Source organism: Neisseria subflava (assembly GCF_024205745.1).
Classification (GTDB): domain Bacteria; phylum Pseudomonadota; class Gammaproteobacteria; order Burkholderiales; family Neisseriaceae; genus Neisseria; species Neisseria flavescens_B.
The window spans coordinates 2,083,410-2,109,625 of the sequence record NZ_CP073117.1 but is presented as its reverse complement, the minus strand read 5'-3'; the positions used below and the strand labels follow the sequence as shown (position 1 = coordinate 2,109,625).

The 26,216-nt window shown below is 47.6% G+C and carries 24 protein-coding genes; 9 read left to right on the top strand and 15 right to left on the bottom strand.

Annotation, left to right across the window (positions count from 1 at the left end; all coding sequences use genetic code 11):
• Positions 1 to 275: 275 nt before the first annotated feature.
• From KCG55_RS10025 to KCG55_RS10010, 4 genes are all read right to left on the bottom strand, one after another.
• Positions 276 to 782 carry a DUF4189 domain-containing protein gene (locus KCG55_RS10025; RefSeq protein WP_254322943.1) on the bottom strand — a complete coding sequence of 169 codons (507 nt, stop codon included), beginning with the start codon at positions 780 to 782 and terminating at the stop codon, positions 276 to 278.
• Positions 783 to 800: 18 nt separating this feature from the next.
• Positions 801 to 1,784 (bottom strand): lipoyl synthase, encoded by a 984-nt coding sequence (gene lipA, locus KCG55_RS10020; RefSeq protein ID WP_003683323.1) that lies wholly within the window; start codon positions 1,782 to 1,784, stop codon positions 801 to 803.
• Positions 1,785 to 1,912: 128 nt separating this feature from the next.
• On the bottom strand, positions 1,913 to 2,515 hold the full coding sequence (gene lipB / locus KCG55_RS10015; protein ID WP_254322942.1) for a lipoyl(octanoyl) transferase LipB: 603 nt from the start codon (positions 2,513 to 2,515) through the stop codon (positions 1,913 to 1,915).
• The gene (locus KCG55_RS10010; protein WP_254322941.1) at positions 2,515 to 2,790 is read right to left on the bottom strand and encodes an HP0495 family protein; all 276 of its coding nucleotides are present in this window, start codon (positions 2,788 to 2,790) and stop codon (positions 2,515 to 2,517) included. Before KCG55_RS10010 ends, lipB begins: the two co-directional genes overlap by 1 nt.
• Before the next feature lie 213 nt (positions 2,791 to 3,003).
• Here KCG55_RS10010 and lon point away from each other — a divergent pair, with 213 nt between their 5' ends.
• The 5 genes from lon to KCG55_RS09985 all read left to right on the top strand — a co-directional run bounded on the left by lon (position 3,004) and on the right by KCG55_RS09985 (position 8,559).
• Positions 3,004 to 5,463 (top strand): endopeptidase La, encoded by a 2,460-nt coding sequence (gene lon, locus KCG55_RS10005; protein ID WP_254322940.1) that lies wholly within the window; start codon positions 3,004 to 3,006, stop codon positions 5,461 to 5,463.
• 185 nt (positions 5,464 to 5,648) lie between these two features.
• Complete coding sequence (locus tag KCG55_RS10000) at positions 5,649 to 5,918, top strand: HU family DNA-binding protein (protein WP_003683413.1); 270 nt, start codon at positions 5,649 to 5,651, stop codon at positions 5,916 to 5,918.
• A 350-nt stretch (positions 5,919 to 6,268) separates the two neighbouring features.
• Positions 6,269 to 6,538: a FeoA family protein gene (locus KCG55_RS09995; RefSeq protein ID WP_049344802.1), complete on the top strand. Its 270-nt coding sequence runs from the start codon at positions 6,269 to 6,271 to the stop codon at positions 6,536 to 6,538.
• Between the two features lie 27 nt (positions 6,539 to 6,565).
• Positions 6,566 to 8,434 carry a ferrous iron transporter B gene (gene feoB / locus KCG55_RS09990; protein WP_254323662.1) on the top strand — a complete coding sequence of 623 codons (1,869 nt, stop codon included), beginning with the start codon at positions 6,566 to 6,568 and terminating at the stop codon, positions 8,432 to 8,434.
• Positions 8,431 to 8,559 carry a FeoB-associated Cys-rich membrane protein gene (locus tag KCG55_RS09985; RefSeq protein ID WP_003683546.1) on the top strand — a complete coding sequence of 43 codons (129 nt, stop codon included), beginning with the start codon at positions 8,431 to 8,433 and terminating at the stop codon, positions 8,557 to 8,559. Before feoB ends, KCG55_RS09985 begins: the two co-directional genes overlap by 4 nt.
• A gap of 118 nt (positions 8,560 to 8,677) precedes the next feature.
• Here KCG55_RS09985 and KCG55_RS09980 read toward each other — a convergent pair whose 3' ends face one another.
• Both KCG55_RS09980 and mpl read right to left on the bottom strand, forming a co-directional pair.
• Complete coding sequence (locus tag KCG55_RS09980) at positions 8,678 to 9,331, bottom strand: DUF1287 domain-containing protein (protein ID WP_254322939.1); 654 nt, start codon at positions 9,329 to 9,331, stop codon at positions 8,678 to 8,680.
• Between the two features lie 222 nt (positions 9,332 to 9,553).
• Positions 9,554 to 10,930 carry a UDP-N-acetylmuramate:L-alanyl-gamma-D-glutamyl-meso-diaminopimelate ligase gene (gene mpl, locus KCG55_RS09975; protein ID WP_254322938.1) on the bottom strand — a complete coding sequence of 459 codons (1,377 nt, stop codon included), beginning with the start codon at positions 10,928 to 10,930 and terminating at the stop codon, positions 9,554 to 9,556.
• A 118-nt stretch (positions 10,931 to 11,048) separates the two neighbouring features.
• Here mpl and KCG55_RS10635 point away from each other — a divergent pair, with 118 nt between their 5' ends.
• Together KCG55_RS10635 and KCG55_RS10630 are read left to right on the top strand one after the other, a co-directional pair.
• Positions 11,049 to 11,261: a choline/carnitine O-acyltransferase gene (locus KCG55_RS10635; protein WP_349306500.1), complete on the top strand. Its 213-nt coding sequence runs from the start codon at positions 11,049 to 11,051 to the stop codon at positions 11,259 to 11,261.
• A complete protein-coding gene (locus KCG55_RS10630) occupies positions 11,251 to 11,538 on the top strand; it encodes a choline/carnitine O-acyltransferase (protein WP_349306499.1) in 288 nt (95 codons plus the stop codon). Before KCG55_RS10635 ends, KCG55_RS10630 begins: the two co-directional genes overlap by 11 nt.
• A gap of 256 nt (positions 11,539 to 11,794) precedes the next feature.
• Here KCG55_RS10630 and KCG55_RS09965 read toward each other — a convergent pair whose 3' ends face one another.
• From KCG55_RS09965 to yhbY, 6 genes are all read right to left on the bottom strand, one after another.
• Positions 11,795 to 12,133, bottom strand: coding sequence for a P-II family nitrogen regulator (locus tag KCG55_RS09965; protein ID WP_003683576.1), 339 nt, complete (start codon positions 12,131 to 12,133; stop codon positions 11,795 to 11,797).
• Between the two features lie 89 nt (positions 12,134 to 12,222).
• On the bottom strand, positions 12,223 to 14,007 hold the full coding sequence (gene lpdA, locus KCG55_RS09960) for a dihydrolipoyl dehydrogenase (protein WP_254322937.1): 1,785 nt from the start codon (positions 14,005 to 14,007) through the stop codon (positions 12,223 to 12,225).
• Positions 14,008 to 14,084: 77 nt separating this feature from the next.
• Positions 14,085 to 15,692, bottom strand: coding sequence for a dihydrolipoyllysine-residue acetyltransferase (gene aceF, locus KCG55_RS09955; protein ID WP_254322936.1), 1,608 nt, complete (start codon positions 15,690 to 15,692; stop codon positions 14,085 to 14,087).
• Positions 15,693 to 15,836: 144 nt separating this feature from the next.
• Positions 15,837 to 18,500, bottom strand: coding sequence for a pyruvate dehydrogenase (acetyl-transferring), homodimeric type (aceE, locus tag KCG55_RS09950; RefSeq protein ID WP_254322935.1), 2,664 nt, complete (start codon positions 18,498 to 18,500; stop codon positions 15,837 to 15,839).
• A 590-nt stretch (positions 18,501 to 19,090) separates the two neighbouring features.
• Positions 19,091 to 20,518: a tetratricopeptide repeat protein gene (locus tag KCG55_RS09945; protein WP_254322934.1), complete on the bottom strand. Its 1,428-nt coding sequence runs from the start codon at positions 20,516 to 20,518 to the stop codon at positions 19,091 to 19,093.
• Between the two features lie 224 nt (positions 20,519 to 20,742).
• Positions 20,743 to 21,030: a ribosome assembly RNA-binding protein YhbY gene (yhbY, locus tag KCG55_RS09940; RefSeq protein ID WP_039863504.1), complete on the bottom strand. Its 288-nt coding sequence runs from the start codon at positions 21,028 to 21,030 to the stop codon at positions 20,743 to 20,745.
• 111 nt (positions 21,031 to 21,141) lie between these two features.
• Between yhbY and rlmE the strand changes: the two genes are divergently transcribed.
• Positions 21,142 to 21,762, top strand: a complete 621-nt coding sequence (gene rlmE, locus KCG55_RS09935) for a 23S rRNA (uridine(2552)-2'-O)-methyltransferase RlmE (protein ID WP_254322933.1) — start codon at positions 21,142 to 21,144, stop codon at positions 21,760 to 21,762.
• Positions 21,763 to 21,832: 70 nt separating this feature from the next.
• Complete coding sequence (ftsH, locus tag KCG55_RS09930) at positions 21,833 to 23,794, top strand: ATP-dependent zinc metalloprotease FtsH (protein WP_070591271.1); 1,962 nt, start codon at positions 21,833 to 21,835, stop codon at positions 23,792 to 23,794.
• Between the two features lie 103 nt (positions 23,795 to 23,897).
• On the opposite strand, the gene tpx is transcribed toward ftsH, so the two are convergent.
• From tpx to trpS, 3 genes are all read right to left on the bottom strand, one after another.
• Positions 23,898 to 24,392 carry a thiol peroxidase gene (gene tpx / locus KCG55_RS09925; protein WP_254322932.1) on the bottom strand — a complete coding sequence of 165 codons (495 nt, stop codon included), beginning with the start codon at positions 24,390 to 24,392 and terminating at the stop codon, positions 23,898 to 23,900.
• A gap of 42 nt (positions 24,393 to 24,434) precedes the next feature.
• The gene (locus KCG55_RS09920; protein ID WP_254322931.1) at positions 24,435 to 24,974 is read right to left on the bottom strand and encodes a hypothetical protein; all 540 of its coding nucleotides are present in this window, start codon (positions 24,972 to 24,974) and stop codon (positions 24,435 to 24,437) included.
• Between the two features lie 84 nt (positions 24,975 to 25,058).
• The gene (gene trpS / locus KCG55_RS09915) at positions 25,059 to 26,069 is read right to left on the bottom strand and encodes a tryptophan--tRNA ligase (protein ID WP_254322930.1); all 1,011 of its coding nucleotides are present in this window, start codon (positions 26,067 to 26,069) and stop codon (positions 25,059 to 25,061) included.
• Positions 26,070 to 26,216 lie beyond the last annotated feature (147 nt).

Below are 26,216 nucleotides of genomic sequence, written 5' to 3'. Positions count from 1 at the left end.
AGAAGCCTTTGATAGGAAATTATTGTTTTGTGGACACACTTTTTTGCAAAGGTCTCGGCTTGTGCGGTTTACTGGAAGAAAGTGCTCATGAGAAATCCCCTAAATGCCTTTGTGGGAATTTAGGGGATTTTGGGGAATTTTGCAAAGGTATCAAGCCGTCTGAAAACTGCTGCAGACGGCCTTTTAATTATATACTAATAAATTTCGAACTAACTTATTGATTATTTTAGAATACGTAATATATTTTTTACTGTTAGGGAATCATAATATTCTATTTAACTAATCGAGCATGTTTCGGGAACAATGATTCTGCATTCTTTTGCCCCTTTTTTCATACAATTTAGCAAAGCTATTTTTTCTGCATTTCCCGGAAGGCCTCCACCTGTAAATACAATATAATTCCTTTTTAGCCTTCCTTTTGCAGCTGAGAGACAACTATTCTTGACCCACTTAAGCACTTCACAAGGAGTATTTTGGCTTCCTTTTTGACACTCTTCAATTGCTTTCTCTTGTGCCATCTCCAAAGATCCTTGATTTGTAGCTACTGCAAAATATCCTGTTTGTGAACTTAAAGCAAAAGCTGCAAATAAGGGTGGAACTTCAATATTAATATTATGATAAATGATTTCTATAGGGGGCGCAGATCTATTTTTAGAACCGCAATTTGGATTGTAACCATATTGACACAAGGTAGGGTCGTTTTGCAGGGCGCCTCTTGTGGCATCATAGGAATAAGCATTAAAGCTTAGCAAGCCTAAAAAAATAACAATCATTTTTTTCATTATGATTTTTCCTGTTGTTTAGTGGTGGCTACACCCGCCGTGGGTTTCACGCAAAGCTTCTGCTGCTTGTTCGTCTGCGTGGTAGCTGGAGCGAACCATTGCGCCGATGGCGGCATTGGTAAAGCCTAATTCGTATGCTTCTTTTTCAAAAACTTTGAATTGGTCGGGCGTTACATAGCGCAAGACGGGCAAGTGGCCGTCTGAAGGTTGCAGATATTGGCCGATAGTAATCATCTCGATATTGTTGGCACGCATATCGCGCATGATTTCGCGCACGTCCTCGTCTGTTTCACCCAAGCCGACCATGATGCCGGACTTGGTCGGGATATGGGGCATCATTTCTTTGTAGCGGCGCAGAAGCTCGAGGGAGTGTTGGTAGTTGGCACCCGGACGGGCTTTTTTATACAGGCTTGGATGGGTTTCCAAGTTGTGGTTCATCACGTCGGGTGGTGTTTCTGCCAAGATTTCCAGTGCGATGTCCAGACGGCCGCGGAAATCGGGAACAAGGATTTCGATTTTGGTATTCGGGCTGGTTTCGCGGATGGCTTTAATGCAGTCGGCAAAATGTTGTGCGCCACCATCACGCAGGTCGTCGCGGTCGACGGAAGTGATCACGACATAGCGCAGGTTCATGGATTTGACGGATTCGGCCAAGTGTTTAGGCTCGTCAGGATCCAACATATTGGGGCGGCCATGGCCAACGTCGCAGAACGGGCAACGGCGGGTACAAATATCGCCCATGATCATGAATGTGGCCGTACCCTTGGTAAAGCATTCGCTGATATTTGGACAAGATGCTTCTTCGCACACGGTATGCATTTTTTGTTCGCGAAGAATGTTTTTGATTTCAAAGAATTTCTTGCCCGGTAATTTGGCGCGGATCCATTCGGGCTTTTTCAATTTTTGTTCCAATGGAACAACTTTAATCGGAATGCGTGCAGTTTTGTCTGCGCCTTTTAGTTTGATGCCGCGTTTAGGGTCGTTTTTTACTTCTTCACTCATGGTGATGTGTTCTTTCTGTCGTTATAAAGGCCGTCTGAAAAGCTTATTGCGGCCTTTATGGCCTAAGGGCTTGTGGGTTCAGAGGGGTAGTTAAAAGATGGCGTTGGGGTTGAATATTTCAGACGGCCTTATGCCAGCTCTTTTTGTAAATGCTTGGTCAGTTTGTCTGAGACTTCTGCCAAACTGGGTGCCAGAGAGACATAGTCGGCAATTTGGGTCATTTCCATACCGGCATAACCGCAGGGGTTAATATGGGTAAACGGACTTAAATCCATGTTCACATTGAGAGCCAAACCGTGGTAAACGGAGCCGTCTTTGATACGCAGGCCCAGGGAAGCGATTTTACGCCCGCCGACATAAACGCCGGGACGTTTTGGGTCGGCGGCTGCTTCGATGCCGTATTCTGCCAAGGTGGCGATAATGCTGTTTTCAAGTGCGGAAACGATATGGCGAACGCTGGTTTTACGGCGTTTGAAATTGATCATCGTATAGACGACCAATTGACCGGGGCCGTGATAGGTAATTTGACCACCTCTGTCAATTTGGACAACGGGAATATCGTCGCGGATGAGGAGGTGTTCGGGCTTGCCGGCCAAGCCTTGGGTAAATACGGGTGGATGTTCGACCACCCATAATTCGTCTTCGGTGTTTTCGTCACGCGAGGCATTAAATGCCTTCATGGCTTCGAAAGTCGGCAGGTAATCGACCAAGCCTTTGTGCACGATTTTCATTACAGCACCACTTTTACCAATTCGTGTGAAGTCAGGTCGCGGTAGATATTGTCGAGCTGCTCTTGGTTGTTGACATTTACTTTGACGGTTGCGCCGGTGTAGTTGCCTTTGCTGCTTGGGCGCGTAGTAATGTGGTGCGGCTCGGTATCGGGAGCGTGTTTGCGCACGGTTTCCAAGATGGCGGATTCAAATTCGGGATGAACTGCACCCATAACTTTCAAGGAGAAAGTGCAGGGGAATTCAATCAGTGATTTTTTTTCAGTTGAGTCTGTCATGGTTTATTGCCTTGTTTGGTTTGCTCGGGCCGTCTGAAAAGTTTTCAGACGGCCCGAAATCCGATATATTTTATCGTAAACGTCCATATCGGGCTATTAAAAATGATGTTTTCGAAAATAGGTGCGGATAAGCCGTTTTCAAGTCTTGAAATGCAGCGCTTCAGCCCAATTTTGAGCTACATTCTGATTTAACAATGATTGAGATTTCTAACTATGCCGACAAAAGACAAATATTTCGAGGAATACAGTGCGCTGGCTACCTTGCCTTTACGCGATGTCGTGGTGTATCCGCATATGGTATTGCCGCTGTTCGTCGGTCGTCCTAAATCGATTGCGGCCCTTGAGGCAGCAATGGCCAATGATGATCCGGTTTTCCTGTTGGCCCAGCTTGACCCTAATACAGAAGACCCTAAAGCTGAAGATTTGCACCAGACCGGTACGGTCGCCCAAGTTTTGCAGGTTTTGAAGCTGCCTGACGGCACCGTTAAAGTGTTGGTAGAAGGTATCCGTCGTGCGCGCGCATTGACGGTTGACGAGACAGGCGGACTGTTTTTATCCCATGTTGAGGCGATTGATGAAAACAACGACAAGGACAATCCCGAAATTGAAGCCTTGCGCCGGACTCTGCTGACTCAATTTGAGCAATATGCGAAGTTGAACAAAAAAATCCCTGCCGAAGTCATTAGCACCATCAGCAGCATTGATGACAACAGTCGTCTTGCAGATACCATTGCCGCGCATTTGCAGCTGAAATTGGAGCAGCGTCAATATGTATTGGAGACTGCCGGCATTGTTGACCGTTTGGAATTTTTGCTGGCGCAGTTGGAAGCCGAACTCGACATCATGCAGGTTGAGAAACGCATCCGTGGCCGCGTGAAACGTCAAATGGAAAAATCCCAACGCGAGTATTACTTGAATGAGCAAGTGAAAGCGATTCAGAAAGAATTGGGCGAAGAAGACGAGCGCGGCGAGCTGGATGCGCTGGAAAACAAAATCAAAGAAGCAGGCATGAGCAAAGAGGCTGAAGAAAAATGTCTGTCTGAATTGAAAAAACTGAAAATGATGCCGCCGATGTCTGCGGAATCTACCGTCGTGCGCAACTATATCGATACTTTGCTTGAGTTGCCGTGGAAGAAAAAATCCCGTGTCAGCAAAGATATTGCCAAAGCCGATTTGGTGTTGAACGCTGACCACTATGGTCTGGAAAAAGTCAAAGAGCGCATTTTGGAATATTTGGCTGTTCAAAAACGTATGGACAAGCTCAAAGGCCCGATTTTGTGTCTGGTGGGTCCTCCGGGGGTAGGTAAAACTTCCTTGGGTGAATCGATTGCCAAAGCCACAGGCCGCCAATATGTGCGTATGGCCTTGGGCGGTGTGCGTGATGAAAGCGAAATCCGCGGCCACCGCCGTACCTATATCGGCTCTATGCCGGGCAAAATCCTGCAAAACATGGCGAAAGCGGGTGTGAAAAACCCATTGTTCCTGCTCGATGAAATCGACAAGATGGGCAGCGATTTCCGTGGCGATCCGGCCAGCGCATTGCTTGAGGTGCTGGATCCTGAGCAAAACAACAAGTTCGCCGACCACTATGCCGAAGTCGATTATGATTTGAGCGATGTGATGTTTATTGCCACTTCAAACAGCTTGAATATCCCGACTCCGCTGCTTGACCGTATGGAAATTATCCGTCTGTCCGGTTATACGGAAGATGAAAAAATCAATATCGCCATGCAATACCTTGTGCCGAAACAAATGAAGCGCAATGGTGTGAAAGAGGGCGAGTTGGTGGTTGATGAAAGTGCGGTGCGCGATATTATCCGTTACTACACCCGCGAGGCCGGTGTCCGCTCGTTGGATCGCGAAATTGCCAAAATCTGCCGCAAAGTTGTCATGCAGGTTACCTTGAATGAGGACAAGAAAAAAGCGTCCAAATCTAAAACAGTAAGCAAGGCCAAGCCTAAAGCGATTAAAGTTACTGAGAAAAATCTGCATGACTATCTGGGCGTGCGCCGTTTCGACTATGGTGTGGCTGAAAGCGAAAACCGCATCGGTCAGGTAACCGGTTTGGCTTGGACCGAAGTCGGTGGCGAGTTGTTGACTGTTGAGGCGGTTGCCTTGCCGGGCAAAGGTACGATTCAATGTACTGGTCAACTGGGCGATGTCATGAAAGAATCGGTATCAGCCGCATGGTCGGTTGTCCGTTCACGTGCTGAGTCAGTGGGTTTGGCTCCTGATTTTTACGAGAAGAAAGACATTCACGTCCATGTGCCTGAAGGTGCGACGCCAAAAGACGGTCCGAGCGCAGGTATCGCCATGACTTTGGCGATGGTTTCTGCCTTCACCAAAATTCCGGTGCGTGCAGATGTGGCAATGACCGGCGAAATCACTTTGCGTGGCGAAGTTTTGCCTATCGGCGGTTTGAAAGAAAAACTGCTGGCTGCTTTGCGCGGTGGGATCAAGCATGTATTGATTCCAAAAGACAACGTCAAAGATTTGGAAGAAATCCCTGAAAATGTCAAAACCGGTCTGACCATTCATCCGGTCAAATGGATTGATGAAGTGTTGGCTTTGGGCTTGGAAGCTCAGCCTGAGCAATGGGCGGCTGAATTGGCGGTTGCCGAGACCCCGCAAACTTCTAAGGCGAAGTCAAGAACAAAAGCAACCAAGCATTAAGTTGGCCGTCTGATGTTGCAAAAAATGTGGTTTTGCCCTGAATGCCACAAAAATAGGGCAATTCCACATCTTTTACTTGACATGATAATTTCAGAATTGCTATAAAGTGCGTATGTGCTTTAAAAGTGCTTAAGCCCCGAGTATTCGGGCATTTCATCATTTTTTACGATAGGAAGGGACTAATTGTGAACAAGTCTGAATTGATCGAAGCAATTGCTCAAGAAGCCGGCATTTCCAAATCTGCTGCGCAAAAAGCTTTGGATGCTACTACTAATGCCGTAACCAACGCATTGAAAAACGGCGACACTGTTACTCTGGTCGGTTTCGGTACTTTCTACGTCGGCGAACGCGCCGAACGTCAAGGCCGCAACCCTAAAACTGGCGAGCCTTTGACTATTGCTGCCGCTAAAACTCCTAAATTCCGTGCCGGTAAAGCATTGAAAGACGCTCTGTAATTTAGAGTCTTTCCCTGAATGGGAATAAAAAACCGATTTGATTCGGTTTTTTATTTTGAAGGCCGTCTGAAAGTTTTCAGACGGCCTTTAGTTTGTTGAGTGCATAAAAAGGCTGAAATTCTAATGATAAAAGGATTTCAGCCTTTTTAGTTTATCTTGTTACATTTGATTTTTATATTAAAACGCCTTATCATTAATAGAAACAATAATAGTATTCAAAACAAACCGCACTTATCGAAAGAAGGGGCAAATAGCCATTCATAACCAATCTTTCAAATGTGCAGCACATTCGCCACACTTCTCACGTTTTTTCAATAATCTGATTTTAAAACAAATGAAAAGAGAGGTTTATGTCTACCATTCCTTTGTCGCGCCTTAAAAAAGGCGCAGTCGTACATATTGATTCCATCGTTTCCAATCCTGTTTTTGGTGATTTGGATACCTTGGTAACCCGTCGCCTTGCAGATTTGGGTTTTTCCAGCGGAATGCCGTTGCAAGTGATTGCAGTGGGTGGTTTTGGGAGAGGCCCGTTTGCGGTACGTTTGGGTAACCAATCTCAATTTTCCCTGCGTTTGGAAGAGGCCGGGAAGATTATGTGTCGTATCGTTGAGGCCGTTTAAGGCCGTCTGAAAGAATAAGGAAAAATGATGGAACTAAGCTATTTTGCCTTGATTGGCGCGCCAAACTGCGGCAAAACCGTTTTGTTCAACGGTTTGACCGGCTCACATGCCAAGGTTGCCAATTATCCGGGCGTAACTGTCGATAAGCGCGAGGGCGCCTTCCTCGACGACGAGGCCGTCCGCATTATCGACCTGCCGGGCACATACAGCCTACGCACGACCAGCCCCGACGAAGCGGTGGCGAAAGATGTAATGGTAGGCAAGATGGGCATTCCGCCCGATGCCATTATTGCCGTTGCCGACGCGACCAACCTGCGTATGACCCTGCGCATGATTTTGGAACTGAAAACGCTGGGACTGCCTATGGTGGTGTCGCTGAATTTGAGCGACGTGGCCCGCAAAAGGGGCTTGAATATCGACGCGGCCAAACTGAGCGAGTTGTTGGATGCACCTGTTTTGGAAACAGTTGCAGTGAGCGCGTCGGGCGTACAGGCTGTACGCGAAGCCGTGGCAAAGCTGCCGCGCAAACGCTCTTTCCCCGCAAACCCCGCCTCTGCCGAACGCACGCTCGATGCGCTGGATAGCGACAAACTTTATCAAGAAGTCGAATCGATTTTGGCACAAGTGGTACGCACCCAGATGACGCTGCCCGCATGGCACAAAAAACTCGACGACATCGTGCTGCACCCCGTCTGGGGCATGATTATGCTGCTGGTCATCCTGTTTATGGTGTTCCAAGCGGTTTACACATGGGCGGCGCCGATTATGGACGCCATCGAAGGCGGCTTTACCGCGCTGGGCGAATGGATAGGCGCCAACATGGAGCCGGGCATCCTCAGCGACTTGCTCGTCAACGGCGTCATTGCCGGTTTGGGTAGCGTGTTGGTGTTCCTGCCGCAGATTACGATTCTGTTCGCCTTCATCCTGCTTTTAGAAGACTCCGGCTACCTGCCGCGCGCAGCGTTCTTGTTGGACAACCTCATGGCAAAAAGCGGTCTGTCAGGACGCTCGTTTATCCCGCTTCTGTCGAGTTTCGCCTGTGCCGTTCCCGCCGTGATGTCGGCGCGTACGATTAATGACCCGCGCGAACGTCTTGTTACCATCGCAGTCGCCCCGCTGCTGACCTGCTCCGCGCGGCTGCCCGTGTACGCGCTGATTATCGCCGCCGTCATTCCTAATCGCACGGTAGGCGGGATTTTCAACCTGCAAGGGCTGACACTGTTTATACTCTATCTCGCAGGCATCCTGTCTGCCGCCTTGGCAGCGTATATCATGAAACGCTTGGCGCGTATGAAAGGCAACGTGCAACAATTCCCGCTTCTGATGGAGCTGCCGACTTTCCGCACGCCTAACTTCAAACACATCATGACCAGCTTGTGGGATAGGGTAAAAGCCTTCCTGAAACGCGCGGGTACCATCATTTTTGCGTTGGCCGTGGTTCTGTGGGGCTTGGTAAGCTGGCCGCAACCGCCTGAAGGCGCAACCGGTGCAGCCATCGATTACAGCTTGGCAGGTACGCTTGGTCATGCTATTCAGCCGTTGTTTGCACCTTTGGGCTTTACTTGGGAAATGTGTATCGCCATGATTCCGGGTATTGCCGCGCGCGAAGTGGTCGTTGCCGCATTAGGTACTGTTTACGCCGTCAGCGCATCGTCTGAAGATGCAGTACAAAACGCACTGATTCCTATCATACACAACAACTGGGGCCTGCCGACCGCCTTTGCCTTCTTGGCTTGGTATGTGTATGCTCCGATGTGTGCCGCGACTTTGACCGTAATTAAACGCGAAACCAAATCCACGAAAAATATGCTTATGATTACAGGCTATTTGTTCCTGATGGCTTATTTTGCCGCATTCGTGGTTTATCAAATTTCTTCAAGGATACTATCGTCATGACTCAATATATTATCGTCGGCTTGATTATGCTCGCCTGCGTATTCTTCCTCTTGCGAAAATTCGTATTCAAACCGAAAAAACGCGACTGCAGCAGCGGCTGTGGCAAATGTGGTGGTTGCGGTTAAATAAAGAGGGTTAGGTAAAAGTAAAAGGCCGTCTGAAATGGTTTCAGACGGCCTTTTTTATATTTGCTCTATGGTTTTTCAGATTTAAAACTAAGTATCTAGGGTTTAGCACAAAGATTTATTGAACGGGAAGTCTGAAATGTCCGGTAATGGTGTAGCGGTAGAGGACATCGTCTTCATGGGTTCCAGAACCGATATTATGGATAATCAGAGGTCTGTCACCGATTTTTCGATCGGAGACAATGCCGATATGGGGACGGTTGCCTTTTAGTTCCCAAGTTACAATATCGCCAGCCTGATAGTTTGTATCTTGAACGGCCCAGCCTTGACGCGTGAAATAAGTCATTAGGTTAGGGACGCGGCGGTGGTCGATATTGGTATCAGGTTGTTTCAAACCCCAGCGTTTCGGATAGACGGAAAAGTTACGACTCATGTCTTGATGAACAAGCTCTTGCAAATCTATATTTTGGTCACGCAAGGCTCGGATGACCACGTCCGCGCAAACGCCTTTTTCCATCGGTACATCGCCCATCGGATAAGTGAGTTTCGTGTAAGCCGGGTCGTAACGAAGGGTTTTGCCAATTTGGTTGCGCGCAGATTGTACGATTTGCGGTGATGGTTCTTCGGGTTCGGTAATCTCTTGTTGAAAGAAATCGGTAGTAATACTTGAGATAGAGTTGTGATGATGGGCAAAAAATACAGCTGTTGTAATCAGAAGGATGGAAAGCGCAATACTGATAATTATGGGCTTAAAGGTAGTTTTGTGTTTCATGATATATGCACGGCTTAGATGTTGTCTGCATTATTATCAGATTTTTGGATGGATTGGCAATGCATAATGGAAAAATGGTCTTGAGCAAGTATGTATGGGCAAATAATAGATGAGTGTTATTGGGTATTACTAAAACATTTTTCGTAAATATAGATTTTAAATTGGCACATGATAAAAGGCCGTCTGAAAACTTTTCAGACGGCCTTGGTTAGTGGAAAAGGCTTATTTCAACGCTTCCAACAGCTTTCCGTGTATTCCGCCGAAACCGCCGTTGCTCATGACCAAAATATGGTCGCCTGCTTCGGCATTTTTCACGATTTCGGCAACGAAGGCATCAAAGTCTTTGCCGACATGTAGCTTGCCGCCCAAAGGCGCGAGGGCTTCGGCGACGTCCCAGTCTACGCCGCCTGCGTAGCAGAACACTTGGTCGGCATCTTTGAGGCTTTCGGGCAGGGCGGCTTTCATGGTGCCGAGTTTCATGGTGTTGGAACGCGGCTCGAGGACGGCGAGGATGCGTGCGTTACCGACGCGCTGGCGCAGACCTTCGATGGTGGTTTCGATGGCGGTCGGGTGGTGGGCAAAGTCGTCGTAAACAGTGATGCCGTTCACCGTGCCTTTGATTTCCATACGGCGTTTGACATTTTTAAATGCACTCAAAGCTTCGCAGGCCGTCTGAATATCGACTCCGGCATGACGTGCGGCGGCGATGACGGCAAGGGCGTTCATGCGGTTGTGTCCGCCCATCAAATCCCATGCGACGTGTCCGGCTTTTTTTCCATCAAGCAACACGTCAAACGAGCCGTCGGCATGGACGGTACCAACCTGCCAGCCTTGTTCGGTACCAAATTTTTCTACGGGCGTCCAGCAGCCTTTGTCCAAAGTATCTTGCAGGCTTTGCTGCTGGCCGTTGCAGACGATTAAGCCTTCAGACGGCACGGTGCGTACCAAATGATGGAATTGGGTTTGAATGGCGCCTAAATCGGCAAAAATGTCGGCGTGGTCGAATTCCAGATTGTTCAAAATGGCGGTACGCGGACGGTAATGTACGAATTTGGAGCGTTTGTCAAAAAAGGCGGTATCGTATTCATCGGCTTCGATAACGAAGAATGGGGATTTTGAATTAGGGTCTTGGCGCGGCGTTTGCGGCAGACGGGCTGAAACGCTGAAGTTTTCCGGTACGCCGCCAATCAGGAAGCCTGGTGCGAGACCGGCATACTCTAAAACCCAGGCGAGCATGGAGGCTGTGGTCGTTTTGCCGTGTGTGCCGGCTACGCCGAGTACCCAGTGCTGATGCAATACGTTTTCAGCCAGCCATTGCGGGCCAGAAATGTAAGGCAGGCCTTTGTTCAAAATGGCTTCAATCACATCCATGCCACGTTTGGCAACGTTACCGATAACGTAAATATCAGCTTTAAATTCGTCTAATTGAGCGGCATCAAAACCTTCGTGTACGTCTATGCCCAAGGCTTCGAGCTGGGTGCTCATCGGCGGATACATCTTCGCGTCGCAACCGCTGACTTTAAAACCTGCTTCTTTGGCAATAGCCGCTATGCCGCCCATAAATGTGCCGCCGATACCGATAATGTGGATGTGTTTCATGATAAGACCGTCTTAGGAATGAATTAATTTTAAAGCCGTCATTATAACGGAGTTTGGATAAAGGGGTCGTCTGAAAAGTAAAGCGGCAATAAGAATAGGGGATGATACATACGAAGCCGTGGATGTCAGCCACTTTAAAAACGGCCGTACTGAATGCGTCCGTCCTGTTTCAGAAGAATCGCTGGCATTTGTTGGTACTTTGTTGCAGGAAAAACCGTCTCGTGAAGCACTGGACGCCGTATTGGCCGAACACAAAGCACGCATTAAAGCTTGTAAACTCGGTCAAGGTCCAAACCGTCACTTGCTGTGCCATCAAATTGATGGCGGCTAAAGCAGGCGGCGAGCTTCCTGAAATCTATAAAGATGAAGGCTACCAAACCTTTACTACCGACTTTCTTTCTACTTCAACCGTAGGCGACAACAGAGCGGTAGTAAATTTTGCTTTTGCACCGACTTCAGTGGGCGGCTTGGGCATCAACTACACAATCACGTCGGAAGGCTGGCTGTATACGGTAAGCCATACTCAAGAGCAACAAGAGAAAGTCAACACATTCGTCGATGCTCTGAAAGTAGGCGGAAAAAATCTGCTCGAATTTCTTAATGCTTGATAGCGTGAAATTTTCCGCAGATTGAGCCTGACTCAATCATAGTAAACTGATACATAAAATGCCGCTTGAGTGATAAGCGGCATTTTTATTGTCTATGGGTTTCTATATTTATTTAGGCTGGCAGTGATGGTTTGCGGTCTCGGAAAAGCTGTGGCTGTAATTGTAAAAATAATGCCGTCTGAAAAATAAGTCCTGAGCAAACCACGCTACGACTTATTTTCAGACGGCATTTGTCTTCTGTATTTTAGGATTTCTATTAAAGTGCTGCTTCTGAGCGTTCTCCGGTACGGATACGGATAGCCTCTTCAACCGGATAAATGAAGATTTTACCGTCACCGATTTTGCCGGAATGTGCGGTTTCCAAAATGGCATCCACAGCCTGATCGACTTTATCGTCAGCCAATACCAATTCGATTTTCACTTTAGGCAGAAAATCGACCGCGTATTCTGCGCCGCGATAAATTTCCGTATGGCCTTTTTGGCGACCGAAGCCTTTAACTTCGCTGACAGTCATGCCGGTAATGCCGATTTCAGTCAGGATTTCACGTACATCGTCGAGTTTGAAAGGTTTGATAATAGCTTCGATTTTTTTCATATTGAGTCTCCTTGTTTGCGAAAAGGCCGTCTGAAACATTCAGACGGCCTTTGTTCCATCAAGTTCGTTCAAATTTTATTTGAGTGAACTTATTTCTTTTTCTGCGCAGGCAGGTCGGTACATACGCCCAATGCCACTTCCGCAGCCATACCGATGGATTCGCCCAGGGTTGGGTGTGGGTGGATGGTTTTACCGATATCAGCTGCATCACAGCCCATTTCAATCGCCAAGCAGACTTCGCCGATCATATCGCCGCCGTTAGGACCGACGATACCGCCACCGATGATGCGGCCGGTTTCAGCATCAAAAATCAGCTTAGTGAAACCATTGTCGCAACCGTTGGCAATCGCACGGCCGGAAGCAGCCCATGGGAAGTTGGCTTTGGTGATTTTGCGGCCGGAGGCTTTGGCAGACAACTCGGTTTCGCCAACCCATGCCACTTCAGGAGAAGTGTAGGCAACGCCCGGGATAACGCGTGCGTCGAAGTAGGCTTTGTGGCCGGCACAGTTTTCAGCGGCAACGTGGCCTTCGTGAACGGCTTTGTGTGCCAACATCGGTTGACCGACAATATCGCCGATAGCGTAGATGTGTGGCACATTAGTGCGCATTTGTTTGTTCACTTCGATAAAGCCGCGGTCGGTTACAGCAACACCGGCTTTTTCAGCGCTGATGAGTTTGCCGTTTGGTGCACGACCGGCAGCTACGAGTACGGCATCGTAACGTTGTGGTTCTTTAGGCGCATTTGCACCTTCGAAGGTAACGTAAACGCCGTCTTCTTTAGGCTCGACAGCAACAGTTTTGGTGTTGATCATGATGTTGTCAAAACGGTATTCGTTTTGTTTTTGCCATACTTTAACCAAGTCGCGGTCTGCGCCTTGCATCAGGCCGTCCATCATTTCAACAACATCCAGGCGAGAACCCAGCGTGCTGTAAACCGTACCCATTTCGAGACCGATAATACCACCGCCGATGATCAACAGTTTGCCTGGTACTTCTTTCAGAGCCAAAGCGCCGCTGGAATCGATGATGCGCGGATCTTCAGGGATGAAAGGCAGTTTGGTTACGCGGCTGCCTGCTGCAATGATACAGTTTTTGAAGGCAACGATCTTTTTCTCGCCGGTAGGCGTAGCTTGTTCGTACACTTCGCTGGTCGTCAGAGAAACTTCCAAGTGGTGCGGATTCAAGAATTGGCCGTCACCTTGGATAATGTCCACTTTGCGGCCTTTCGCCATACCGGCCAAACCAGTGGTCAGACGGGAAACAACGCCGTCTTTGTAGGCGCGCAGCATATCGATATCGAGTTCAGGCTCAGGGTATTTGATACCGTTGGCAGCCAAGTGACGTACTTCATCGATAACGGCAGCATTGTGCAACAGCGCTTTGGAAGGGATACAGCCGACGTTCAAGCAAACGCCGCCCAAAGTTTTGTAACGTTCAACGATGGCAACTTTCAAGCCTTCGTCAGCAGCGGCAAATGCAGCAGAATAACCGCCAGGGCCACCACCCAATACGACCACGTCATACTCTGCGTCGGCAGAACCGCCGAATTGAGCAGCTTGAGGAGCAGGAGCGGCTGCTTTAGGTGCTTCTTGTGCAGGAGCGGCAGGCGCTTCGGCTTTAGGAGCAGCAGCTGCACCTTCGGCCTCAACGACAACAATCAAACCGCCTTCAGAGATTTTATCGCCCACTTTAACTTTAACTTCTTTGACCACGCCTGCAACTTCGGCAGGTACGTCCATCGTCGCTTTATCGGTTTCCAAAGTAATCAGGGTATCGTCCACAGCAATGGTATCACCCACATTTACTTCAACCGCAATAATATCTACATTTTCGTGACCGCCAATGTCGGGCACTTTCAATTCAACTAAGCTCATGTCTAATCTTTCTGAATGATGTTCGGACTTCTTTTTTCAGACGGCCTGTCTATTCAGGCCGTCTGAAAATGCTCGGATTACAGAGTAATGCGGCGGAAGTCTTTCAACAGGTTAGCCAGGAATACGGTGAAGCGCATACCGGCGGCACCGTCGATGACACGGTGGTCAAAGGACAGGCTCAATGGGCACATCAGGCGAGGAGTAAATTCTTTGCCGTTCCAAACCGGTTTGATTTGGGATTTGCACACGCCCAAGATAGCAACTTCAGGAGCATTCACGATTGGTGTGAAGCCTGTACCGCCGATACCGCCCAAGCTGGAAATGGTAAAGCATGCGCCTTGCATTTCTTGTGGTTTGAGCTTGCCTTCGCGGGCTTTTTTAGACAATTCGGTCAGCTCTTGGCTGATTTGTTTCAAGCCTTTTTGATCCACGTCTTTGATGACTGGAACAACCAAGCCGTTTGGCGTGTCTGCTGCGAAACCGATGTTGAAGTAGTTTTTCAGCACCAAGTTGTCGCCATCCAGAGAGGCGTTGAATTCAGGGAAGGCTTTCAGCGCAGCAACAGAGGCTTTAATGATGAACGCCAATGGAGACAGTTTCACGCCTTCGCGTTCCCATTCTTTGTTCAGCTGTTTGCGGAATTCTTCCAATTCGGTCATGTCCGCTTCTTCGTGTACGGTAACGTGAGGAATCACAACCCAGTTGCGAGACAGGTTTTGACCGGAGATTTTCTTAATGCGAGACAGTTCTTTAACTTCGACGCTGCCGAATTTAGAGAAGTCAACTTTAGGCCATGGCAACAAGTCCAGACCAACGCCCAAAGAAGCAGCGGCAGGTTTGCCTGCACCGCTTTGCATAACGGATTTAACGAAGGCTTTAACGTCTTCGCCCATGATACGGCCTTTCAGACCGGTACCTTTGACTTGGCCCAAATCTACGCCCAATTCGCGAGCCAGTTTACGAGCAGAAGGACCTGCGTGAGCTTTGGCAAACGCAGCTTCGTCGATTTTGGCAGCAGCAGGAGCAGCAGGTGCAGGCGCAGCGGCTGGTGCAGCAGGAGCTGGAGCGGTAGCCGGTGCAGGTGCGGCAGCTTGAGCGGCAGGAGCTGGAGCTGCTGCAGCAGAGCCAGCAGTTTCTACTTCGATGATGGCGGATCCTTCGGATACTTTGTCGCCAACTTTCAGGAATACGGCTTTAACCACACCAGCTTCGGTACATGGTACGTCCATAGTGGCTTTATCGGTTTCCAAAGTAATCAGGGTGTCGTCAACGGCAACAGTGTCGCCGACTTTAACTTCAACAGCAATAACGTCTACGTCAGAGTGACCGCCGATATCAGGTACAACAACTTGTACGGTAGCGCCACCGGCAGGAGCGGCTGCGGGCGCAGCAACTGGAGCAGCAGGAGCTTCTGCTGCAGGAGCCGGAGCGGCATCAGCAGCGGCAGCACCGGTTTCAACGGTCAGAATAACGCCGCCTTCAGAGATTTTATCGCCAACTTTAACTTTAACTTCTTTCACGATGCCGGCTGCATCAGCAGGTACATCCATAGTGGCTTTATCGGTTTCCAATGTAATCAGGGTGTCGTCAACGGCGATGGTGTCGCCCGCTTTGACTTCTACGGCGATGATGTCGACGTTTTCATGACCGCCGATATCAGGGACTTTGATTTCTACGATACTCATTTGAGTTCCTTTAACATTTTCAGTTTGATGCCGTCTGAAAACTGTTTCTTACGGCATCGGTACAGTTTGTTCAAGCCATTCAAGCATTCGGTTTCCAGACGGCCTGATGTCTGAATAAAGCAAACAGGCCGTCTGAAACATCAATTAGCGTTTCCAGCTTGGAGCCACATCGGCATTAATGCCGTATTTTTCAATGGCTTGCTGAACGGTTTCTTTGCTGACTTTGCCTTGCTCTGCCAATGCGCTCAATGCTGCCACGGCAACGTTGTAGCGGTCCACTTCGAAGAAGCGGCGCAGGTTGGCACGGCTGTCGGAACGGCCGAAACCATCGGTACCCAAGACATGGTAGTCGTTCGGGATGTACGCGCGGATACGGTCGGCATAGCTGCGGATATAGTCGGTAGCGGCGATAACCGGACCGTCATGACCTTGCAGTTGTGAGGTAACGAAAGGCACTTTTTCAGCTTCCAGCGGATGCAGGCGGTTGAAACGTTCTACTTCGATGGCGTCGCGGTGCAACAGGTTGAAGGACGGGCAAGACCAAATGTCTGCTTCTACGCCAAAGTCGGCTTTCAACAATTCGGCACCGGCAATTACTTCTTGCAGGATGGTGCCGGAACCCATCAATTGAACTTTCTTGTCGCCTTTGTCACCGGCTTTCAGCAAGTACATACCTTTCAGGATGTCTTGTTCCACGCCTTCAGGCATGTCAGGATGAGCGTAGTTCTCGTTCATCAAGGTGATGTAGTAGAACACGTCTTCGTTATTGGCATACATACGGCGCAGACCGTCTTGTACGATAACAGCTACTTCGTATTGGAAGGTCGGATCGTAAGAAACGCAGTTCGGGATCAAATCGGCTTGAATATGACTGTGGCCGTCTTCGTGTTGCAGGCCTTCACCGTTCAGTGTTGTACGGCCGGCAGTACCACCCAACAGGAAGCCGCGTGCGTGCATATCGCCTGCTGCCCATGCCAAGTCGCCAACGCGTTGGAAACCGAACATAGAGTAGTAGATGTAGAAAGGAATCATCGCAAAGTTGTTGTTGGCGTAGCTGGTTGCAGCCGCGATCCAGTCAGCCATTGCGCCTGGCTCGTTAATACCTTCTTGCAAGATTTGACCGTCAACAGATTCTTTGTAGAACATCAGTTGGTCTTTATCTTGAGGGGTGTATTGTTGGCCTTTAGGGTTCCAAATACCGTATTGACGGAACATACCTTCCATACCGAACGTACGGCTTTCATCTGGAACGATAGGCACCACGCGTTTGCCGATTTTTTTGTCTTTCAACAGAGTAGACAGGATGCGGACGAAAGCCATGGTGGTTGAGAATTCACGGTCACCGCTGGATTTCAGTTGGGCATCAAATGCTGACAACTCAGGCACTTCCAGAACTTCTTGGGTAGGTTTGCGTTGAGGCAGGTAGCCACCCAAAGATTCGCGGCGTGCGTGCAGGTATTTGTATTCTTCGCTGTCAGGAGCAAAAGTCAGGTAAGGCAGGTCGCCGCTTTCGATTTGCTCGTCAGTTACAGGAATGTCAAAGCGGTCACGGAATTGTTTCAGAGAAGCTTTGTCCATTTTTTTGGCTTGGTGGGCAACGTTTTGGCCTTCGCCGGATGCACCCATACCGTAACCTTTAATGGTTTTCGCCAAGATTACAGTAGGTTTGCCGTCTGCGTGGTTCACAGCGCGGTCGTAAGCGTTGTACACTTTTTGAGGGTCATGACCACCACGGTTCAATGCCCAAATTTCGTCATCAGTCATATCGGCGACCAATGCTTTCAGTTCAGGCGTATTGAAGAAGTGTTCACGAACGTATGCACCGTCTTTGGATTTGTAAGTTTGGTAGTCACCATCCAAGCATTCTTCCATGCGTTTGCGCAGGATGCCGTCTTTGTCTTTTGCCAAAAGGCGGTCCCAACGACGACCCCAGATGACTTTCACAACATTCCAGCCGGCGCCGGCAAAGTTGCCTTCCAGCTCTTGAATGATTTTGCCGTTACCGCGTACTGGGCCGTCCAAACGTTGCAGGTTACAGTTGATGACAAATACCAAGTTGTCCAAGCCTTCGCGTGAAGCCAGAGCAATAGCACCTTGGCTTTCAGGTTCGTCCATTTCGCCGTCGCCACAGAATACCCATACTTTACGGCCTTTGGTTTTAGCCAGGCCGCGAGATTCCAAGTATTTCAGGAAGCGTGCTTGGTAAATTGCCATCAATGGGCCAAGACCCATAGATACGGTTGGGAATTGCCAGAAGTCAGGCAACAGGTGAGGGTGAGGGTAAGAAGGCAGACCTTTACCGTCAACTTCTTGACGGAAGTTGTTCAATTGGTCTTCAGTCAGACGGCCTTCAACAAAAGCGCGTGCGTAGATACCAGGAGCAACGTGGCCTTGGAAGAATACTAAATCGCCTTCTTCGCCTTCGCCTTTAGCTTTCCAGAAGTGGTTGAAGCCGACTTCGTACATAGTGGCGGCTGATTGGAAAGATGCGATGTGTCCACCCAATTCCAAATCTTTTTTACCCGCGCGCAAAACGATAGCGGCAGCGTTCCAACGAACGAATGCACGGATGCGGTGTTCGATGTTTTGATCGCCAGGGATGCCTTTTTCGTCTTCAACGGAAACGGTGTTCAAGTATGGAGTAGTGGTGCCGTGAGGCATACGGATGCCTTTGTCACGGCTGTATTTGACCAAACTTTCCAGCAGATACTGGGCGCGCTCGCTGCCTTCATATTCTAAAACAGAGCTTAACGCGTCTAACCATTCTTTGGTTTCAATTGGGTCAACATCGTGTAATTGGGTGGACATAATATCTATCCTTGTGTTGAGTGTTTTTCAATGACGGAGTATTACTCCGATATTTTCGTTTGTGAACAAATGTGAGTTAAAAACGAAAATTCCTAGAGTCAAATTCGAAAAAGTTTTAATTACTGTAATGTTTTCAATACGTTATAACCGTTGACGAAAAATCAGAAAGAATTGAACTTTTTGCAAATAGGCTAACCTGCAAATGCTATCAGTAATTGGGCAAACTGGCAAATCATGCTGTAGATATTGATAGGATGTAGAGGTTGAAATTGAGATTTTTTAAAAGAGTTATGAAGCTTGTTTTTAAATCGAGATATTGAGTGGATACAGTAAAAAATTATCAGATGTTTGAGTAAATGAATTCGAATACGAAAAATATTTTTCAAATTTTGTTGTAAATAGAAAATTAAATTTAGATTATCTGGTTTTTTACAAAGAGAATAGGCCGTCTGAAGATTCTAAAGAGATTAAGGAGAAATGGGATTTGAAGATGGCGATTGTAGAGGAAGGGTAAATGAAAAAATGACATGTACAGGCTATTTTAGCGCTGACATGTCATTTATGTAGGAAGTTAGAATTTCAGACGGCCTTTAAGCGGCAGAGCCTTTTTGAGCGAATTGTTTCCATTGAGCCAAAAGCTCTTTGAGAACGTCTTGCTGTTCATGTCCATGTTGGATGGCTTCTTGCAGCCAGAAACAAGCATTGTTGATGTCTTTTTCTACACCCATGCCGTGATAATACAGACAGGCAAGATTATATTGAGCCATCGTGTCTCTTTGTTTGGCCGCTGCTTCAAACCATTTTGCAGCTTGGGCATAGTCGACAGGTACGCCTTGTCCACTGTAATACATCATGCCAAGATTGGTTTGGGATTTGCTGTGTCCACGTTCTGCGGATTGATGGTATAGGTCCAGTGCTTCAGCGTAATTCTGTTGGCGTTTTAAGCCATAGTGCGCTGCAAATGCCAGCTTGTACAAACGTTCAGCTTCCTGACGTTGGAGGGCGATTTCTTTAGTCAGCTCATAGTTTTGCTGGTTATTCAATGCGCTGTCAGACAAAAGTTTTTGGTAAGCGGCAAGATTACCTAAATCGGCCGAGCGTTGATAATATTGACGCGCAGTGTTCGCATCAACTGCTCGTCCCAATCCGTAGCGATGGATATCACCTAAAAGGCGCAAGCCTTCCGGATCATTTTGATCCGCAGCAAATTTAGCGTGCTGATAGGCCTTTTGAGGGTCCCGCTCTGTGTTTTTGCCCAATAGATATATTTCGGCAAGTGCTACATGCGCATTACTGTCACCTTGTTCGGCAGCTTTTTCGAACCATTTCAATGCTTCAGCAGGATTTGATGCGGCTAAGAGTTCTGCAAGAGAAGTTTGCGCTGGAACAATGTCGTAATCGGCGGCAATACGCAAATGTTCGATTGCCTTTCCAGGGTTTTGTGCAACACCTTGCCCCAATTTGTATTGAAGGCCGAGTTGCCAGTGTGCAGCAATAAATCCCTGTGCAGCGGATTGCTGATAAAGTTTATGAGAATATTCCAAATCAGGAGAGCTGGAATATTGGTAATGTTGGGCTAAGAAGTATTGTCCCTGAGGATTTTGCTGTTCGGCGGCTTTCAATGCCCATTTGACTGCTTCTTGGTCATTGCCGTTATCTGCATATAAACGCATCAGGCGCAGTTGTGCAGGGGCTAATCCTTCTTCGGCAAGCTCTTGATAGGCGCCAACTAAGTCTTCTATTGCAATCCCTCTGCTTTCTTCTATTTGCAGAAGGTTGTAACGAGCATATGGGTGACCGGCTTGGGCAGCCTGTTTGAGATATGAGACAGCAATTGCTAAATCTTGTGCATTTTCGTGGTGTTCGATCAGGCATCCTGCCAGCTGAAATGCAGCCTCAACATGCCCAGCTTCTGCTGCTTCGCAGAGCAATGGGATGGCTTGTGCAAAATCAGGTGGGTCTTGAGTGATTAATTTTTCTGCTAGCAGAAAAGATTCTTCATATTGTTGAGCATTCATCGGTTTGCTTTTATATTTTGTGAAGGACTAAGAATAAAATAATCGGCCGACAGGGTGCGGCCGTTATGATTTTGTAATTTTGAGGTTATTTACAAAACCAGGCAACCGTATTTGTATTTTTATACTTAGAATAATGGAATAATTTGTTTTATGCTGCATAAATACAACAGAAGGATATGATAAAGTGGGTTGAGAAAATACTTCTGCTGTTTATTCAATTTAAATTATTCATCGTCCGGTTTTTTACGCCACAAAACAAGTAATTTGCCAATATGTTGCACCAGTTGAGCACCCAGTGTTTCACACAGGGCATTGCAAATTTCAATACGTTCAGCGCGATCATCACCAAAAACACGGACTTTAATCAATTCATGCGCTGTCAATGCGGCATCGGTTTCTTTGATGACCGAGTCGGTCAAGCCTTGTTGGCCAACCATAACGACAGGGTGGAGGTGATGTGCTTGGGCTTTCAAGGCCAAAATTTCTTTGGTGCTTAATTTGTTGTCGCTCATATTAATAAGTATCCAATTAAAAAGAATAATGGCTATATTGTACGCGATTTAGAACATTTACGGGGGAAATAACGTACAATGCTGATTTTAACTTAAGCATTTCAAATCAAGATGGCTGTACGCTCAAAATCTTCAAAAGCATGGCTGCATGAGCACGTTAACGATCATTATGTCCATATGGCACAAAAGGACGGATATCGTGCCAGAGCGGCTTATAAATTATTGGAAATCAATCAAAAAGACAAATTAATCAAGCCAGGTACGGTTTTGGCGGATTTGGGCAGCGCGCCGGGAAGTTGGTCACAGGTTGCGGCCAAGCTGGTCGGTAAAACAGGGGTAGTGTTCGCTTTGGATATTTTGCCGATGGATGCTATTGAAGGCGTGTCGTTTATTCAGGGCGACTTTAGGGAAGATGCTGTTTTGGAGCAGTTTGAAGCCTTATTGGATAATCGTCCGTTAGACCTTGTAATCTGTGATATGGCACCCAATATGTCAGGCAATGCCGTAACCGACCAGGCACGCAGTTTTTATTTGTGTGAACTGGCTTTAGATTTTGCCTCCCAGCATTTGAAACCCGGAGGCAGTTTTTTAGTGAAAGTGTTTCAAGGCACGGGTTATCAAGAGTATACGGCGGCTATGCGTGAAATTTTTGCCAGTGTACAAACTCGAAAGCCGGATGCTTCCCGCAATCGTTCCAGTGAGATTTACCTATTAGGTAAAAATAAACGCTGACAATGTAGGGTGGGTGCTTTAAAATTCTTTCCCTTGATTTTATTTATTTTGTAACCATGGAGCCTGTTCAGTGGGGAATACCATTAAAAACATATTAGTCTGGGTAGTGGGTGGTGCTATGCTTTTAGCAGCATTCAATGCACTCAGCGATAAGCAGGAAGATAAACAGCAAATCGAATATTCTCAATTTATTCAGCAAGTTAATAGTGGCGAAGTATCCAATGTCAATATTGAAGGATCTGTTGTCAGCGGCTATCTGATTAAAGGTGAGCGCACCGATAAAACTGCCTTCTATACCAATGCGCCTTTGGATGACAACTTGGTTAAAACACTGTTGGACAACAAAGTACGCGTCAAAGTGACTCCGGAAGAAAAACCAAGCATGCTGGCCAGTCTGTTTTACAGCCTGCTGCCTGTTTTATTGTTGATCGGTGCATGGTTCTACTTCATGCGCATGCAAAGCGGCGGTGGCGGTAAAGGCGGCGCATTCTCTTTTGGTAAGAGCCGTGCACGTTTACTGGACAAAGATTCCAATAAAGTTACTTTTGCCGATGTTGCCGGTTGTGATGAGGCAAAAGAAGAAGTACAAGAAATTGTGGATTACCTGAAATCGCCTAACCGCTATCAAAGCCTGGGTGGTCGTGTACCTCGCGGTATTTTGTTGGCCGGTAGCCCTGGTACGGGTAAAACATTGCTGGCTAAAGCGATTGCCGGTGAGGCCGGTGTGCCATTCTTCAGTATTTCAGGTTCTGACTTCGTAGAAATGTTTGTCGGTGTCGGTGCGAGCCGTGTCCGCGATATGTTCGAGCAGGCCAAGAAAAACGCGCCATGTATCATCTTTATCGATGAAATTGATGCGGTTGGCCGTCAGCGCGGTGCCGGTTTGGGTGGCGGTAATGATGAGCGTGAGCAAACATTAAACCAATTGTTGGTTGAAATGGATGGTTTTGAAAGCAACCAAACCGTTATTGTGATCGCAGCAACCAACCGTCCTGATGTGCTTGACCCTGCGTTGCAGCGTCCGGGCCGTTTTGACCGTCAAGTCGTTGTTCCATTGCCTGATATCCGTGGCCGTGAGCAAATCTTGAAAGTACACGCTAAAAAAGTACCTTTGGATGCATCCGTAGATTTGACTTCTTTAGCACGCGGTACCCCTGGTTTTTCAGGTGCGGATTTGGCAAACTTGGTCAATGAAGCAGCTTTGTTTGCCGGTCGTCGCAATAAAGTTAAAGTCGATCAAAGCGACTTTGAAGATGCGAAAGACAAAATTTATATGGGTCCGGAGCGTCGCAGCATGGTGATGCACGAAGATGAAAAACGTGCAACGGCCTATCATGAGGCCGGTCATGCCATCGTAGCGGAAAGCCTGCCATTTACCGATCCGGTTCACAAAGTAACCATTATGCCTCGTGGCCGCGCATTGGGTTTGACTTGGCAGCTGCCTGAGCGTGACCGTATCAGCATGTACAAAGACCAAATGCTGAGCCAGCTCTCAATCTTGTTTGGTGGCCGTATTGCTGAAGATATTTTTGTCGGCCGTATTTCTACCGGCGCATCTAACGACTTTGAGCGTGCAACTCAAATGGCACGCGAGATGGTAACGCGTTATGGTATGAGCGACAAAATGGGTGTGATGGTTTATGCTGAGAACGAAGGTGAAGTATTCTTGGGTCGCAGCGTAACCCGTTCTCAAAATATTTCCGAGAAAACCCAACAAGATATCGATGCGGAAATCCGCCGTATTTTGGATGAGCAATACCAAGTCGCTTACAAAATCTTGGATGAAAATCGCGATAAGATGGAAACCATGTGCAAAGCACTGATGGATTGGGAAACCATCGATCGAGACCAAGTTTTGGAAATTATGGCCGGTAAACAACCTAGTCCGCCTAAAGATTACAGCCACAATGTCCGTGATGACAAAGTAGAAGAGCCTGAAGAGCCTGTTGCTGAAGCTGTTGAACCTGTTGAGCAAAATGAGGTTCAGAATGCTGAGTCAGTAGAAGCAGACAAAACAGATAAATCTGTATAAGGTTTGAAACAGAAAACGGTAGCTTTAAAGCTACCGTTTTTATTTTGAAGATAAGCAAAAGGCCGTCTGAAAATTTCCAGACGGCCTGATTTTATTGAGTCAATTACAAAACAGCCAAAGCAGCTTCGTAGTCAGGCTCGTTCGCAATTTCAGAAACCAACTCAGCATGGAGAACTTGGTTTTGCTCATTCAAAACCACCACTGCACGGGCAGTCAGGCCGCGTAATGGGCTTTCTATTAGTGTAACACCGTAATCGTTAGAAAAGCTGCTGCGGAATGTAGAAAGTGTCACTACATTTTCCAAACCTTCTGCGCCGCAGAAACGGGTTTGTGCAAACGGTAAATCGGCAGAAATACACAAGACGACGGTATTGTCCAAAGACGAGGCACGTTTGTTGAAAGTGCGGACGGACTGGGCGCATACGCCTGTGTCAATGCTAGGGAAAATATTCAGCACTTTGCGTTTGCCTGCAAAGTCAACCAATGATTTCTCAGATAGGTCTGCCGCTACCAATGTGAAATCAGGTGCAACTTGGCCGATAGCGGGCAAATTGCCGTTTGTAGAAATAGGTGAGCCTTGGAAAGTAACTTGAGCCATGATTCAGTCCTTGTGTCAGGGGGAAAATAGGATGGGCAGGATTTAGTAATGACGGCGGCGGAAGTAGAACATGCCTTCGCTGTCAATTTCTAAAATATAGCGGCCGTTTTGTACGGCGGCATAGCCGCTTTTGCCTTCGGTATAAGGCTGCAAAGCAGCGTGTGAAATCAGATAGTTGGTCAGTTTGCTGCCGTCTTGGGCAATATTATCCACCATTTTTGCAAAGGTAGTGTGGCAGACTCCGTTGGCTGACCAGCCGGCTGAAACGCCTTTGTCATTTTTTTCCATGCATTGGCCGCTGATGACTTCTAAGTCGGTAGGGTGCTTGCCAATCAGATTGATGACGCCACCCTCTATGCCGTTAATCGGGTAGGTGCGTTGTTTTTTACCTTCTTTCGTTTCGCTTTCTTGAGCTGTACCTAAATCCAAGCCGGCTATGGCTTGTTCATCGATATATTTAACTTTGAAGGTAGGCTTGGGCGCTTTGCCTGACGCAGCATCATTGGCTGCAGTATCTTCAGATTTACCGCCGCAGGCAGCCAATGAAAGGCTGAGCAAGATAAGGGGAAAGGTTCTTTTCATATGAGAAACCCTAGAAAAACGATTATATTTCAAATGATAAACGATATTATGGCCGTCTGAAATATTCAGACGGCCTTGCTATTATTATTTCAACGGACGAATACCTACCGCATCGCGTACTTTATCCAACAATTCGCGTGCTTCTTTACGCGCTTTTTGTGCACCGGCCTGCAAAATGTCTTCAATTTGAGAGGGTTTAGCAGTCAATTCATTGTAGCGCTCGCGCGGTTCTGCGAGCTCGGCATTGATTTTTGTGCCCAAGAGTTTCTTGGCCTCACCCCAAGCAAGGCCTTCGGCCAGCATTTGCGTGAACTCGGCAGTTTCAGACGGCGTGGAGAAGGCTTTATAGATTTCAAACAGAGGACTTTCATCAGGCTGTTTCGGCTCGCCGGGTTCTTTCATATTGGTGATGATTTTGTTGACCGATTTTTGGGTTTTCTTGTCGTTTTCCCAAAGCGGAATGGTGTTGCCGTAGGACTTGGACATTTTGCGTCCGTCCAAGCCGACCAAGAGTTCGACGTTTTCGTCGATTTTCACTTCTGGCAGGGTGAAGAGCTCTTGGAAGCGATGGTTGAAGCGACCGGCAATATCGCGAGCCATTTCGACGTGTTGGATTTGGTCGCGACCGACTGGTACTTCATGGGCATTGAACATCAGGATGTCGGCAGTCATGAGGATAGGGTAGCTGTACAGGCCCATTTCCACGCCATGATCCGGATCTTCTTGACCGTTTTCGGTATTTGCCTGTACTGCAGCTTTATAAGCGTGGGCACGGTTCATCAGGCCTTTTGCAGTGATACAGGTCAGAATCCAGTTCAACTCCATCACTTCGGGAATATCGCTTTGACGATAGAAAGTGGTCTGTTCAGGGTTGAGTCCGCAGGCGAGCCATGTGGCGGCAACAGCTTGAGTAGATTGATGAATCATTTCAGGCTCATGACATTTGATGATGCCATGATAGTCGGCCAAAAAGAGGAATGATTCGGTATTGGCATCCTGCGCAGCACGGATAGCTGGGCGGATGGCGCCGACGTAGTTGCCCAAGTGTGGAATACCTGTTGTGGTAACGCCTGTTAAAACTCGTTTTTTGCTCATGAAAGTATCCTTCGGCATAAAGGCCGTCTGAAAATAAATATGGTGCCGATTATACCTGATTATTCTTGATTTTTCAGACGGCCTTTTGAGTAAAGGGTAACTGAATAATAAAAGTTATACACATAAAATTTAAAAAATAAAACATTA